We start from the raw sequence: 13,495 nt of genomic DNA, 5'->3' as shown, positions 1-13,495 counted from the left end.
AAATGTTCCGTAAGCTTCTTGACGAAGGTCGTGCTGGTGAGAACATTGGTGCACTTCTACGTGGTACTAAGCGTGAAGACGTTGAACGTGGTCAAGTACTAGCTAAGCCTGGTTCAATCAACCCACACACAACATTCACTTCAGAAGTATACGTACTTTCTAAAGATGAAGGTGGTCGTCATACTCCATTCTTCAAAGGTTACCGTCCACAGTTCTACTTCCGTACAACTGACGTAACAGGTGACGTACAGTTACCAGAAGGCGTAGAAATGGTAATGCCTGGTGATAACATCAAGATGACAGTAACTCTAATCGCGCCAATCGCGATGGACGAAGGTCTTCGTTTCGCTATCCGTGAAGGTGGCCGTACTGTTGGTGCTGGTGTTGTTGCAACTATCGTTGAGTAATCAACTGTTGTAATGCATTAAGCATTAAAAAAACCCGAGCTTAGTCTCGGGTTTTTTAATGCCTGTAATTTATGTAATGTGAAGGTGGCTCTCTTACCTTAGGCATCGGTGCTTTGTAGCAACTATCGTTGAGTAATCAACTGTTGTAATGCATTAAGCATTAAAAGTATTAATGTTATCGCTGTAACAGAGTAGGAGCATGAACTTAATCAGTTAGTAACCAGCATTCTTACGTAACTCATCAAGCATATCTTGGTTACCCATCATTTCGTCAAGCGTTGTCCTGACTGCATTGTCAGAACTATTGTTATAAACTGAAAGTAGATGCTGCGCCATTTGCTTCGTATAACCATCTTGTTTATTTTGAGCTTGGTAGTATTGCGCCATCAACCCTTGTGCAGCTAAGCGACGGATATAATCATTCGTGTCTTGCTCTAACAAGTTTGTAAATTGCTCTGCAAGGCGGTAATCAAGTACCGGTGTTTGAGTTGTTAACTCAACAGCTTGAATTTTAAATTTTTCGTCACTACTGTTGTTCGCTAAATTTAAAATGTTACCTACTACTTCATAGTCATACTCAGGCATACTCGATTTATTCAAGATAAACATATTCATTTGCAGTTGGCTCAGTGCAGCTAACCTATTTAAATCAGAGATGCTTGGATCTAAAGTTTGCTCTCTTAATTGAGAGTTTATTTGTTTAGCATAATCAGGTTCTGATTTGATCCTTAAATCATAGTCTTCTGGTAAGTCTGCATAAAAGCTATAAAGAGGATTTTGCTCACGTCGTTTTTCATCTTCTTGCTGCTGTTTTTCCTCTAGTACGTCAAGAACAAGTTCCTTAAATTCGTCGGTATCTTGTTCTTGATAAGAGCCATTAGCGTGCAGTGTTAAGTTTGCTACTTTGCGTTGTAGCGAACTTACTTTCTTGCTTAGTTCGTCAATTAAGGCTTCATTTGATTGCTGATATTCTGCAGGAGTACTAATAGAAACTGTGGGGCTTAGCTGTTGCTGCTTGGGTTTATTAAGCGAACTGGACTGATCTTTAAAAAATGTTCCGTAGCATGAAATTACCAAGGCAAGTGTTGCTATAGTAATCGCAATAGTTCCTTTGTTTATAGTCATAAAATAATCTGCCTCTAAAATGGGTAATTTATCTGTTTTCGAAATATAAGTCTGTTAAAAAATGTGTTAAATGAGGATGAAATATACGGGTTAATTAAGAAGGCGGGGCGTGAGTGGCGAAATACGGTGTTTAAATTGGCTATAAGCGCTAGACCTAAGCCTAGCGCGTAAAGCTTAATGCGATTTTGCGTATTGCTCAGCTTGTTTCCACACTCTTAGTGTATTGCCGCTTAAAATCTTTTTAATATCGGTGTCGCTGTAACCTCTGTCTATCAAACCTTGAACTAGATTTGGGTAGCTAGATACATCTTTTAAGCCGATAGGTAATGAATCGCCAACTCCATCATAATCAGAGCCAATACCTACATAATCAATACCAATTAGCTCAACTACGTGATCAATATGGTCAAGTACTTGCTCAAGACTTGCAAATGGATACGGATTTTTAGCACGGTACGCAGCATCAAAATCTTTACTTAACTTAGTACCTTCTTTTTTAGCTGACTCTTTTGTACTTTTTAATTGCTTGCCCCAGCTACCTGCTTTAGCGGTAACAAAGCTTGAGCCAAAATTGATTTGAATAACACCGCCATTTTCCTTCAGCGCTAATAGCATATCGTCATTCATATTACGCTCAAAGCCAGGCGTGTATTTACGAAGTGATGAATGAGAGGCAATTACTGGCGTTTTAGAGAGCTCCATAACCTGATAAAACGCATCATCAGAAATATGCGATACGTCAATTAGCATGCCTATATTATTCATTTCAGTGACAAGCTTTTTACCGAATGGGCTTAAGCCTTTCCATTTACGGCGTATATCGTAAGACGAATCCGAAATATGGTTGCTTTGCGAGTGCGCTAGCGTGATGTAACGAATGCCACGGTCGTAAAAGTGCTGAAGGTTTTTCATATCACCTTCGATTGGAGAGCCATTTTCCATACCCATGGCTATAGACAGCTTACCTTGTTTAAATTGCTCTTCAATATCAGAGCTTGAGTTAGCAATAGCAAACTTATTGGGTGCGCGCTGGATTATGGCTTCCATACTATCAATCATTTGATTGGCTAGCTGGTAGCTTTTTCCTTTACCCTCAAACTCTAAATGCGCAGGAATATAAATCGACATAAACGGTGCGTTTAAACCGCCTTTTACAGCGCGAGGATAGTCAAAATCGCCATCACTAGTTGCTTTGGTTACATCAACCCAGCTTTCGTGAATTCGATAAGGTACGTCAATATGGGTATCAATTAAAATGGTATCTTTAGCGAGTTTAATTGCCTTATCAGATGCTGTTATTGTTTGTTCTGCTTGGGCTTGGCTAGTTAAAGCTAGTGATATGGCTACCACTAGAGTGCTGAGTTTTATCATGTTTTGGCTCTTTGGGTAAAAAGCCATTGTGTACGTTCAATTCAAAAGTTACAAGTACTACGCCCTAATCAAACGACTGTGCTTGATGCTCTTCACTTTGCAGCGCTTTAAATTCACCTTTTGAAATTATAGTTACAGACTCGTGTAATTCTGAGAAAAACACCATCGCTTCGCCATTTTTAAGCTGCAGCTTTACTTGGCTTACTTTAGATTCGATGCTTGCCTCTACTTCACCATAATCGGTACCTTCGCGTAATACGTAGCTTTCGATTAAGTTATAAAGAGTGTCTTGATCGAGTTGTTCAAAAGGGATAATCATTACTACTTGTTACTCGCTTTATTTGATACGTGCTGGCTAAAATAATGAGGGACGGCTTTTTCTAACCAAAATATAGGTTTAAACGGATTTTTACCGCTAATAAAACCAACATGCCCGCCCTTGTCAGAGATGCGCAGCGTAACATGCTCACTTACGTCTTGCCTACTCGGTACGGCTTTAATTGAGAGCATAGGGTCGTCTTTGGCATGAATAATAAGTGTGGGTATAGCGATATCTTTTAAGTACGGCATAGCACTGGCTTTACGATAGTAATCGTGGGCATTTTCAAAGCCATGTAACGGTGCTGTAAGTTGGTTATCGAACTCTAATAAATCATCAATATTCATTAATTGATCGGTAGTTATAGGAATTTGCTGCTTAATTTGCGGTAATTTACGTTGCATCGACTTTTTCATGCGATCGAGCAAATACTTTTGATAAATTTTACCTAAGCTTTTACGAATAACATCACTTGATGATGATAAGTCATAAGGCGCCGATACCACTGCAGCTGCATTGAGTGGGCAGTTTGTATTCTCTTCGCCTAAGTACTTAGCAAGCACATTACCACCAAGCGAAAAGCCCACGGCAACCATCGCTCTATCTGGGTATTGTTGCTTAAGATGATTTATAAAAAAGGCTAAATCGGCGGTGTCACCGCTGTGATAAGCACGTGGAAGGCGGTTTACTTCAGTTGAGCAGTTTCTAAAGTGCATAAGCACAACTGCATAACCTTGTTTTTTTAAAGCCTTCATCATGCCTTTGGCATAAAAGCTATTTATATTGCCTTCAAGGCCATGCAAAACAACAGCAAGTGGTGCGGTTTCGTTATGTGGAAGTGACCATGCGAGCTCAATAAAGTCACCATCAGGTGTATCAAGTTGCTCAAGTTCGTAGCGAGTGTGGTGAAATGGGCGGAAAAAACGCGGCATTATGGTTTGAACGTGACGATTAGTCATCCACCATGCTGGTTTGAACTGAGAGATCATGTTTGTACTACGCACTTTGTATTAAACGAAAAGCTAGTGTACCAAATTTTTCGCTTCAGAAAATAAAAAGCGCCTAACTAGTAAACTAATAAGGCGCTTTAGTGCGTCGTGCTTAATTTTGGTCAGGAATTTCTGCATCATGTATTTTTTTCAGAAAGAAAAAAGCAAAAAAGATACACAAAGAAACAACGATAGTTAAAAATCCAAAAGACATAAATAAAACTGGATCTGTAAAAAAATCTCTAAAGAATACGCTCATGATTTGTTCCCCTCGTTGTTGATGGGTTAATCATAAGCGGTGTTTAGAAGGCCCAACGTGATCGAGATCAAGTTATTTACATAAGCAGATGTAGGAGCGAAGCTAAGTTGATTTAGATCATGATTTGAGGACTAATAAGTTATTACCAAAGGGTAAATAGAGTTTTTCGCTTGAAATAGTGAGCTGATCGTAATCCATGTTTTTTCACTTCCTCCAAAGCGTAGTGCTTTTAACTTTTTTGAGTAAACTACTTAAAAAATTTTCACAAAGAGAAAAGAATGAGAAGTAAATGAGGGTAGAGCTATAAACTACTTGAGCCAAACAACCGCTCAATATTTATATTTTTATCTAAGTAATCTAGTTTGTTTTCCTCTAAAAGCGAAGCGCCTCTTAACCTCTTTGTGAATAAATTACTTAAAGGTTTTTTGCACAAAGAAAATAGAATGAGCAGTGGAGGAGGGTATAAAAAGTCGCAGCCTAAGTGGCTTTCACATATAGCTCAATATTGTTTGGCTCTGCATACTCGACTAATTCAAACTCATTTACTGTTTCAATCAACATATGTTGCTGTTGTTTTTCAAGCTTTAGCTCAGCGCTTAGTAACTCTGCGCGTATTGTGGCGTAATCACTTATTGAATTTTGGTTAGTTTTTAAATAGCTACGTGCAGCACGTAGCGGTTGCAAGGCTTGGTTATCAAACTCATTAATTACGTTTATTAACTCACTTAGTTGCTCGGCGTTAACGCTTAAATTTAATGAATCTAAATAAAGTAGTAACAAGCACAAATTTACATTTTTACCTTGCTGGTTTTGTAGTGCCAGCAAGGTTGTTTGTTGATCAGGCTTTGCGTACAAGGTGCACGCAAATTGCCAAAAATGGTCGCTATTGAGCAAGTTCATCAGCGAATGCCTGTTCTTTTTCTTCCATTTCTTCAAGTGCCATCAGTAGCTCTTCTTCAATGTCGTTAAGTTTAGGCGTAAGCGTTGCTTGCTTGGCCAATAACTCTTTGAGTTTGGCTTTGTTGTCGTCGTTGTAGAGTTCGTTGTCGCCAAGGGCTACTTCCACTTCACTTAATTCGGCGGTAAATTTATCGAGTTGCTTTTCAAGCTTTTCAATTTGCTTTTTAAGTGGCTGAGTGGCTTTTCTAAATTCAGCCTCTAAGCGCTTTTGCTCTTTACGGTTAACACCAGGATTAGCTTTAGGTTCGTCGCTTTGCTGTGCTTTAACTGCTTCTTTATTGGCGTTAAGTAGCCATTGATAATACGCATCTAAGTCGTAACCAAATTGCGTTACTTTGCCATCATCTACTAAGTAAAACTCATCGGCAGTGTTTTTAAGCATATGGCGGTCGTGCGATACGGTAACCATAGCGCCTTCAAAGCCTTGCAGTGCCATAACAAGTGCATGGCGCATTTCTAAATCAAGGTGGTTAGTTGGCTCATCGAGAAGCAGTAGGTTTGGCTTTTGGTATACCAACATGGCAAGTACTAAACGTGCTTTTTCGCCGCCTGAAAAAGGGGCTACAGGCTCAAGTGCTTTATCGCCAATAAAGGCAAAGCCACCTAAAAAGTCACGTAGTGATTGCTCAGTGGCTTTTGGGTCTAGTCGTTGTATGTGCGTTATTGCACTGGCTTTTAAATCAAGAGATTCAAGCTGATGCTGCGCAAAATAACCAATATTTAAACCATGGTGCTGCGCAACTTCGCCCGCTTGTGGCTCTAAGTCGCCAGAAAGCAGTTTAATTAACGTTGATTTACCCGCACCATTTCGGCCAAGTAAAGCAATTCGGCTGCCTGGTACTAGGTTTAGCTCTATATTATTTAAAATAGTGACGTCACCATAACCCGCTTTGGCTTTATCTATTGTCATTAGTGGGTTTGGTAATGCTTTTGGCTCTGCAAACTCAAAGTTAAAGGGCGAGTCGGCATGTGCCGGCGCTAGTTTTTCCATGCGTTCAAGTGCTTTCACACGGCTTTGTGCTTGTTTAGCTTTACTGGCTTTTGCTTTAAAGCGCGTTATAAACTGCTCAAGGTGGGCAATTTGATCTTGTTGCTTATCAAACATCGCTTGTTGTTGTAATAAACGCTCTGCTTTTTGGCGTTCAAACTGAGAGTAGTTACCTTTGTACACATTGATAAGTTGCTTATCTACATGCCAAATTTGATCAACCACCGCATCTAAAAACTCACGGTCATGCGATATAAGTACAAGGGTGCCGGTATACGCACGTAAAAAGCGTTCAAGCCAATAAACGGCATCTAAATCAAGGTGGTTTGTTGGCTCATCGAGAAGTAGTAAATCGGCGTCGCGTATTAATGCTTGGGCAAGATTTAAACGCATACGCCAACCACCCGAAAAAGAGCTGACAGGGTTTTCTATTAGGTTATTGGCAAAGCCTAAGCCGTGTAATAGCTCACCGGCGGTCGATTCAATGCTGTAGCCTTTAATGTTTTCAAGCTGAATATGTACTTTGGCTTGTGTGTCGCCATCGTTGTTTTTCTCGGCCTCACGCAGTGCTATACGCATTGCATAGTATTCTGGGTGGCCTTGAAGTACATAATCAATCGCGCTTATTTCAAGGGCAGGGGTTTCTTGCTTAACAGAGGCAATAGACCAATCTTTTGGAATGCTGCAGTTACCGGCATCCAGTTGTAATTCAGATTTTAGTAAACCAAATAACGTTGATTTTCCACAGCCATTAGCGCCAACAAGGCCTACTTTGTGTTCTGGAAATAATGTAGCTGATGCGTTTTTTAATAAGGCTTTACCGCCACGAAGTAGTTCTATTTCTGATATTTGGATCATGAATGCGTTACTTTACTGTGCCCTTGTTAAGTTGGCGCTATCATAACATAGAACTTAATGCTCTTATCAAGCGTATCAACAAGTGAAGTTATACGATAAAATAGCGGCAGTTCAAACCACAGGAAAAATGTTGTGAGACAAAAGAAGCGATTTATTGCTGGTGCATCGTGCCCTGAGTGTAAAGCCATGGATACTATGATGCTATACAGAGAACATGATGTTGAAAAAGTAGAGTGTGTTGAGTGCGGTCATAAAATGGCGCAACCCGATAACGCTGTTCAGGCGTCTACTCGCCAATTTGAACAAGTAATTGGTGTATTTAAACCGGGCGACTAACCCGGTTTTTTATTGCCTAATTTATACCAGCTTTAGTAATGCGGTGGAGGCGGCTCAGGTACTTCAGACATCATAGACGATGATGACTGCGACTCTTTAATTTTCTCTGCTAGCAGCTCGGTTTGGCGTTTCATTTTTGCTAACAGCTGTTGGTGCACTTTTATTTCATCATTTAAGACTTCAATCGTTTCGTCTTGAAAAGCCACTTTGGCTTCAAGTTCCATTAAGCGATGTTCAATTGTGTTCATTATTCTCTCGTATAATAAATCGCTCTGCGATCCCGCTGGAGCTTTCGGTTAACAACGACTTACCGTTATCTGTAAATGTCACATCTAGCACCACCGCCGATTTAGGCTTACTGCCTTCGCGCGGGGTAACCTGCCAAGTTTGAATTTTTTCACCGCTTGGTATTTGCCACAAATCTACGCGCTTATTTGGCGAGCCGGTTGCAAGCAAAGTGCCTTGTTCGTTAAAACGCACAGCAGTAAAAATTTTCTGACGCGCAATATACTTCAGTTTACTCACAAGATCACCTGTAGTCAGCTTCCATACATTTGCTTGTGCCATACTATCGGCCGTAAACGCATAGCGACCTTGTGGATCGAGCGTCACTTGGGTAACACGCGTTGGGTGATTAAAACGATGAATTACTTGTCCTGTACGTGTATCCCAAAAGTAAGCAACATAATCGTTAGAACCACTTAAGGCAAAGCGTCCGTTAGGTGACAGGTCAACGGTGTTAACTTTATCTTGATGACCTAAAAACTCAATACGACGTCCAGTTTCTAGGTTTACAAATACGACAACGCCGTCGCTACGGCCGTATAAAACACTACGGCCTTGATTGCTAATAGCAATATCGCGAATACTGGCTTTTTGTATTTTGTAATAACCTTTATTTTTGCCTGTGGCTATATCCCACACAGCAAACGTGGTTTTTTCGGCGGTAACAGCCACGCTGTTATCAAAAGCAATGGCAACAGCGTACACTAGGCTGTCTTGTGACTGCTGCTGAAACCATTGGTATTTTAGCACCTGCTGTTGATTATCCCACAGGGCGACCCCATGGTTGATAGAGGAGATCAAACTGTATTTACCATCGTTTGAAACTGTTGATGAAAACGCACCTTGTGCAGCATGTTCGTAACTTGCTACAGCGTGTTGTTTTTTATCGGTACAGGCGATGGCTAAAAAACAGCTAAATACGATTAAAAAAGTACGAAATATCGACATATTACAGGTATTTCCCCTTAACTCTTAGTGACTGAGAGGTTAGACTAGGACGCGTTAAATGCCTAGGTTGTTTGTCTAATCACTGGATATGTTTTTAGTTTAGCTAACAATGTGGAATTTAGTCATTAAACAAGCAGCCTATCATGTGGGCCGTTAATCTTTAACTAGTAATAATACATTAAAATGACAACTGCAAAGTGTGTCGGAGATTTAAAATGAAAAAGACGATTAGATTGTCATTGATTGCAGCGTCAGTTTTAGCGCTTACAGCTTGTAATCAAGAAGCAAAAAAAGAACAAGCTGAAGTTAAATTAGACACTGTAGAACAGCAACAAGCATACGGTATTGGTGCATCTGTAGGTAACTTTTTAAATAAAGACCTAGCAGACAAAACAGAAATTGGTATTGAACTAGACCAAGCACTTCTAATCCGTGGTTTTGAAGATGCACTTGCTGGTAATGCAAAACTTGACGAAGAAAAAATTCGCGAAGTATTAACTGAACTAGATACATCAGTGCGTACTAAGCAAGAAGAAAAAGCAAAAGTAGAGTCTGAAAAAAGCAAAGAAGCAGGTGTTAAATACCTAGCTGACAACGCTAAAAAAGAAGGCGTTACAGTAACTGAATCTGGTCTACAGTACGAAGTACTTAGCGAAGGCGATGGCGAAAAGCCAGTAGCAACTGATGTAGTTAAAGTACACTACAAAGGTACTTTATTAGACGGTACTGAGTTTGATAGCTCATATGCACGTAACGAACCGACAACTTTCCCTCTTAATCGCGTAATTGCGGGTTGGACTGAAGGTTTACAACTTATGTCAGTGGGTTCTAAGTATAAGTTCACTATTCCTTCAGAACTTGCTTACGGCGATCGCGACTTAGGTAAAATTCCAGCTAATTCAACACTTGTATTTGAAGTTGAATTACTTGAAATTCAAAACGAAGAAGCACCAGCACAATAATAAGCTTATTGTGTAAATGCAAAAAGGGACCTTAGGTCCCTTTTTTAATGTGCGTAAATAACATATTAGTTTGCGTGATTAGAAAACAAGTTATCAATAAGCTCATCTTCAAGTGCAAAGCGTGCTTCTAATGCCTCGCCAATAACAGATAAGTCATCATCAAAGCCCTTTAACAAGTCTTCTTTGTCTACTTCAGCGTATTTATCATTAAAATCAAGCGCTATGTCGGTTGTACTAGAAATACGCGGGTAAATAGAGTTTGCTAACTCTTGGCTTTGTAAGCCCTTTTTTTCACATGCTTTTGCTATATCGTCATACACTTCAAAATGGCCTGCAGATAGGTAATCCATTAAAAGTTGGCAAAATGATTCAATTAGCTTTGGCTCTGGTAATGCCTGATCTTGCTTTTCGTACGGCGTAAAGCCTGCAATTTTGCAATAAAGTACAATAAGGTCTTGGCGTTCGTTTAGCCATTTATCAATTACTGTGTGGCTACCACCCCATTTCTGTTGAGCTTTTTCTACACGCGTCAGCATAATTATTCTCCTAGGCTGGGTTGGTTTTTAATTAAAAATATAATAACTCACTGTACATCAAGATATATTTAATTTGAGCGTATATCAACAAGTAAAGTAACCCAGTTGTGAGTTGTATCTTCTTATATTAATTAAGATGGGGGAGTTTTATTGCAGGCAAGAAAAAACCACCAGTTACGGTGGTCTAATTTCTTTCAGTGACTTGTTATAACAAGCTTTCTTATTTTTATGAGATGATTTTTATTGTTATTATTTTAAAACTTTTATTTTTATTGTTTTAAGATTTTTATTGTTGTTTTAAGATTTTTATTGTTGTTTTTGTTAACGCGGGACAAACAATAACAAGGTTTTTAGTATGTTGCAAACATATTAATAAAAAGTTTTAAATGTTATTATTTTTTGCTTATTTTATAGTCAAAATGGATTAAAACACTCCATTCTATTGATCTACCTCTAGGTAAAGCTGTTTTCGTCCCTAAGCAATAGAGGGTCGGGGAATATGGTGGTACAATCTTGCACAATTTATACAAGTCTTAGGATCATTTACGCCATGAGCGAATTAAAAAACGACCGTTATTTACGTGCACTTGCAAAACAACCTGTTGATGTAACTCCGGTATGGATGATGCGCCAAGCAGGACGCTATTTACCAGAGTACCGTGCAACACGTGCACAAGCGGGCGATTTTATGAGCCTGTGCCGTAATGCAGAACTTGCATGTGAAGTAACACTGCAGCCACTACGTCGCTACCCGTTAGATGCCGCTATATTATTTAGTGATATTTTAACAATTCCAGATGCGATGGGTTTAGGCTTGTACTTTGAAACTGGCGAAGGCCCTAAGTTTGAACGTCCTATTTCATCACTTGCTGATGTTAAAAAAATTCCAAAGTTAGACCCTACAGACGAGCTTGGCTACGTAATGAACGCAGTAAGCACTATTCGTCGTGAACTTAAGGGTGAAGTACCACTTATTGGTTTTTCTGGTTCGCCTTGGACGCTAGCAACTTATATGGTTGAAGGCGGTAGCAGCAAAGTATTTGGTAAAATCAAAAAAATGGCGTTTGCAGAGCCGCAAACACTTCATTTATTACTCGATAAATTAGCTGATTCAGTTATCGATTACTTAAATGCTCAAATTAAAGCTGGCGCGCAATCGCTAATGGTATTTGACTCATGGGGTGGTGTATTAAGTCCGCGCGATTACAACGAATTTTCACTGCAATATATGCATAAAATTGTAGATGGCTTAATTCGTGAATACGATGGCCGTAAAGTACCGGTTACTTTGTTCACTAAAAATGGTGGTCAATGGATTGAAGCAATTGCAGCAACAGGTTGTGATGCAATTGGCCTTGATTGGACTATTAATATTAGCGACGCTAAGCGCCGTGTGGGTGATAAAGTAGCGCTACAAGGTAATATGGACCCGTCTATGTTACACGGTACACCAGAGCGTATTCGCCAAGAAGTAGGCACTATTTTAGAAGATTTCGGTACAGGCAATGGCCACGTGTTTAACTTAGGTCACGGTATTACACCAGATGTAGACCCTGAAAATGCCGGTGTATTCATTAATGCCGTACATGAGCTAAGTGCTAAGTACCATAAGTAATAGTGACTTAAACAAGCATTAGTGCTTGTTTAAAAATAAAAAACCCGCTTAGTGCGGGTTTTTTGTTATCTATTTATAAAGGCGTTTAAAAACCTTATTTAAGCAGTTACTTAAATAAACGATTTAAACCATTTAGCGCCGCAACACGGTAGGCTTCAGCCATAGTTGGGTAGTTAAATGTGGTATTTACAAAGTAGTCGATGTTATTGCCGCCATTTTTTTGTTCCATAATGGCTTGGCCAATGTGAACAATTTCAGACGCACGCTCACCAAAGCAATGTACGCCAAGTACTTCTTTGGTTTCGGTGTGGAATAATATTTTTAAACTACCCACTTCAGTGCCCGCAATTTGCGCACGTGCCAAATGCTTAAACTGAGCACGGCCAACTTCATAAGGTACTTTAGCGGCTGTAAGCTCTTGCTCGGTTTTACCGACTGAACTCATTTCTGGAATGGTATAAATACCAGCCGGAATATCAACAATCAGTCTGTCGTCACAGTTACCACACGCAATTGCATCAGCAGCTATACGACCTTGGTCAAACGCAGCACTTGCAAGGCTTGGGTAGCCAATTACATCACCAACAGCATAAACGTTATCAATTTCTGTTTGGTATGTTTCGTTCACTTTTAATTGGCCACGGCTATCGGCTTTTAAACCAATGGCTTCAAGGTTTAGCGTATCAGTGTTACCAGTACGGCCATTAGCAAATAAAATACAGTCAGCTTTTACGCGTTTACCCGATTTTAAATGCATAATAACGCAGTCGTCACGGGTCTCTATTCGATCAAATTCTTCATTATGACGAATAACAATACCGCTGTTCCAAAAGTGATAGCTAAGCGCGTCAGATATTTCAGCATCCATAAAAGCAAGCAGGCGGTCGCGTGTATTAACTAAATCAACTTTAGCGCCTAAGCCTTTAAATATAGAAGCATACTCACAACCAATAACACCTGCGCCATAAATAAGTACGCGATGAGGGTCGTGTTCAAGGCCTAGTATCGTGTCGCTTTCGTAAATACGAGAATGCGTAAAATCGACTTCAGGTGGGCGGTAAGGGCGTGAACCCGTCGCTATAACAATTGTTTTAGCGGTTAGTCGCTCAGTTGAGCCATCATTTCTTTTTATTTCAATTGTGTGCTTATCTACAAAGCTCGCATCACCTTGAAACATATGAATGCGGTTGCGATCGTAAAAGCTGCTACGTAAATTAGATTGCTTAGAAATAACCGAACTAGCATGACGTAAAATATCAGGAAATGTTAAGCGGCTAGGACGCTCGCCAACATTAAATAACGGGTTTGCTTTGTATTCAATATAACGGCTAACAGAGTGGCGAAGCGCTTTTGAAGGAATTGTTCCCCAATGTACACAACCGCCACCAACAGCTTCTTGGCGTTCAATAACCGCTACTTTTTTGTCATTTTTTGAAAGGTTCATGGCGGTACCTTCACCGCCAGGACCCGTGCCAATAATTATTGCATCATATTGGTATGTCACGGGTACTTTTTTTTGTTCTGGTTGTTTGGCCAC

The 13,495-nt window shown here is 39.9% G+C and carries 14 protein-coding genes; 4 read left to right on the top strand and 10 right to left on the bottom strand.

Translation table 11 applies throughout. The annotated features are described in order from the left end of the window. Positions 1-407 (top strand): elongation factor Tu (locus QL998_RS05465; RefSeq protein ID WP_290192274.1); only part of this gene is annotated, 407 nt, incomplete at its 5' end. 213 nt (positions 408-620) lie between these two features. Here QL998_RS05465 and QL998_RS05460 read toward each other — a convergent pair. The 6 genes from QL998_RS05460 to QL998_RS05435 all read right to left on the bottom strand — a co-directional run bounded on the left by QL998_RS05460 (position 621) and on the right by QL998_RS05435 (position 7,276). Then, entirely contained in the window at positions 621-1,532 is a 912-nt protein-coding gene (locus QL998_RS05460; RefSeq protein ID WP_165744994.1) for a hypothetical protein, read from the bottom strand. 174 nt (positions 1,533-1,706) lie between these two features. Beyond that, a complete protein-coding gene (locus tag QL998_RS05455; RefSeq protein WP_182193777.1) occupies positions 1,707-2,903 on the bottom strand; it encodes a dipeptidase in 1,197 nt (398 codons plus the stop codon). 64 nt (positions 2,904-2,967) lie between these two features. Then, positions 2,968-3,222 (bottom strand): YheU family protein, encoded by a 255-nt coding sequence (locus QL998_RS05450; RefSeq protein WP_004335925.1) that lies wholly within the window; start codon positions 3,220-3,222, stop codon positions 2,968-2,970. Between the two features lie 2 nt (positions 3,223-3,224). Beyond that, positions 3,225-4,211 carry a hydrolase gene (locus QL998_RS05445; RefSeq protein ID WP_182193775.1) on the bottom strand — a complete coding sequence of 329 codons (987 nt, stop codon included), beginning with the start codon at positions 4,209-4,211 and terminating at the stop codon, positions 3,225-3,227. Positions 4,212-4,947: 736 nt separating this feature from the next. Further along, positions 4,948-5,370: a TIGR02444 family protein gene (locus tag QL998_RS05440; RefSeq protein ID WP_182193773.1), complete on the bottom strand. Its 423-nt coding sequence runs from the start codon at positions 5,368-5,370 to the stop codon at positions 4,948-4,950. Then, the gene (locus QL998_RS05435; protein ID WP_182193771.1) at positions 5,354-7,276 is read right to left on the bottom strand and encodes an ATP-binding cassette domain-containing protein; all 1,923 of its coding nucleotides are present in this window, start codon (positions 7,274-7,276) and stop codon (positions 5,354-5,356) included. Before QL998_RS05435 ends, QL998_RS05440 begins: the two co-directional genes overlap by 17 nt. 132 nt (positions 7,277-7,408) lie before the next feature. Between QL998_RS05435 and QL998_RS05430 the strand changes: the two genes are divergently transcribed. Beyond that, a complete protein-coding gene (locus tag QL998_RS05430; RefSeq protein WP_004589620.1) occupies positions 7,409-7,612 on the top strand; it encodes a YheV family putative zinc ribbon protein in 204 nt (67 codons plus the stop codon). A gap of 32 nt (positions 7,613-7,644) precedes the next feature. Here QL998_RS05430 and QL998_RS05425 read toward each other — a convergent pair whose 3' ends face one another. Beyond that, positions 7,645-7,860: a SlyX family protein gene (locus QL998_RS05425; protein ID WP_004335946.1), complete on the bottom strand. Its 216-nt coding sequence runs from the start codon at positions 7,858-7,860 to the stop codon at positions 7,645-7,647. Next, positions 7,847-8,845, bottom strand: a complete 999-nt coding sequence (locus tag QL998_RS05420; RefSeq protein WP_182671845.1) for a hypothetical protein — start codon at positions 8,843-8,845, stop codon at positions 7,847-7,849. Before QL998_RS05420 ends, QL998_RS05425 begins: the two co-directional genes overlap by 14 nt. A 215-nt stretch (positions 8,846-9,060) precedes the next feature. On the opposite strand from QL998_RS05420, the gene fkpA reads away from it, so the two are divergent. Further along, positions 9,061-9,807, top strand: a complete 747-nt coding sequence (gene fkpA, locus QL998_RS05415) for an FKBP-type peptidyl-prolyl cis-trans isomerase (RefSeq protein WP_024595253.1) — start codon at positions 9,061-9,063, stop codon at positions 9,805-9,807. A gap of 65 nt (positions 9,808-9,872) precedes the next feature. Here the strand turns inward: fkpA and QL998_RS05410 are convergent, their stop codons facing one another. Continuing rightward, on the bottom strand, positions 9,873-10,343 hold the full coding sequence (locus QL998_RS05410; RefSeq protein ID WP_007582240.1) for an Rsd/AlgQ family anti-sigma factor: 471 nt from the start codon (positions 10,341-10,343) through the stop codon (positions 9,873-9,875). A 550-nt stretch (positions 10,344-10,893) separates the two neighbouring features. On the opposite strand from QL998_RS05410, the gene hemE reads away from it, so the two are divergent. Continuing rightward, positions 10,894-11,958 carry a uroporphyrinogen decarboxylase gene (hemE, locus tag QL998_RS05405; RefSeq protein ID WP_002961084.1) on the top strand — a complete coding sequence of 355 codons (1,065 nt, stop codon included), beginning with the start codon at positions 10,894-10,896 and terminating at the stop codon, positions 11,956-11,958. Between the two features lie 106 nt (positions 11,959-12,064). Here hemE and sthA read toward each other — a convergent pair whose 3' ends face one another. Further along, positions 12,065-13,495 carry a Si-specific NAD(P)(+) transhydrogenase gene (sthA, locus tag QL998_RS05400; RefSeq protein ID WP_182193767.1) on the bottom strand — a complete coding sequence of 477 codons (1,431 nt, stop codon included), beginning with the start codon at positions 13,493-13,495 and terminating at the stop codon, positions 12,065-12,067.

This window comes from Pseudoalteromonas sp. APC 3691 (assembly GCF_030408135.1).
Lineage (GTDB): Bacteria > Pseudomonadota > Gammaproteobacteria > Enterobacterales > Alteromonadaceae > Pseudoalteromonas.
This window is presented reverse-complemented; position numbering and strand designations above follow the sequence as displayed.

What these genes read in the sequence shown, in the direction of transcription:
- QL998_RS05460 (WP_165744994.1), bottom strand. Translation starts at nt 1,532, where the DNA reads ATGACTATAAACAAAGGAACTATTGCGATTACTATAGCAACACTTGCC.
- QL998_RS05455 (WP_182193777.1), bottom strand. Translation starts at nt 2,903, where the DNA reads ATGATAAAACTCAGCACTCTAGTGGTAGCCATATCACTAGCTTTAACT.
- QL998_RS05450 (WP_004335925.1), bottom strand. Translation starts at nt 3,222, where the DNA reads ATGATTATCCCTTTTGAACAACTCGATCAAGACACTCTTTATAACTTA.
- QL998_RS05445 (WP_182193775.1), bottom strand. Translation starts at nt 4,211, where the DNA reads ATGATCTCTCAGTTCAAACCAGCATGGTGGATGACTAATCGTCACGTT.
- QL998_RS05440 (WP_182193773.1), bottom strand. Translation starts at nt 5,370, where the DNA reads ATGAACTTGCTCAATAGCGACCATTTTTGGCAATTTGCGTGCACCTTG.
- QL998_RS05435 (WP_182193771.1), bottom strand. Translation starts at nt 7,276, where the DNA reads ATGATCCAAATATCAGAAATAGAACTACTTCGTGGCGGTAAAGCCTTA.
- QL998_RS05425 (WP_004335946.1), bottom strand. Translation starts at nt 7,860, where the DNA reads ATGAACACAATTGAACATCGCTTAATGGAACTTGAAGCCAAAGTGGCT.
- QL998_RS05420 (WP_182671845.1), bottom strand. Translation starts at nt 8,845, where the DNA reads ATGTCGATATTTCGTACTTTTTTAATCGTATTTAGCTGTTTTTTAGCC.
- fkpA (WP_024595253.1), top strand. Translation starts at nt 9,061, where the DNA reads ATGAAAAAGACGATTAGATTGTCATTGATTGCAGCGTCAGTTTTAGCG.
- QL998_RS05410 (WP_007582240.1), bottom strand. Translation starts at nt 10,343, where the DNA reads ATGCTGACGCGTGTAGAAAAAGCTCAACAGAAATGGGGTGGTAGCCAC.
- hemE (WP_002961084.1), top strand. Translation starts at nt 10,894, where the DNA reads ATGAGCGAATTAAAAAACGACCGTTATTTACGTGCACTTGCAAAACAA.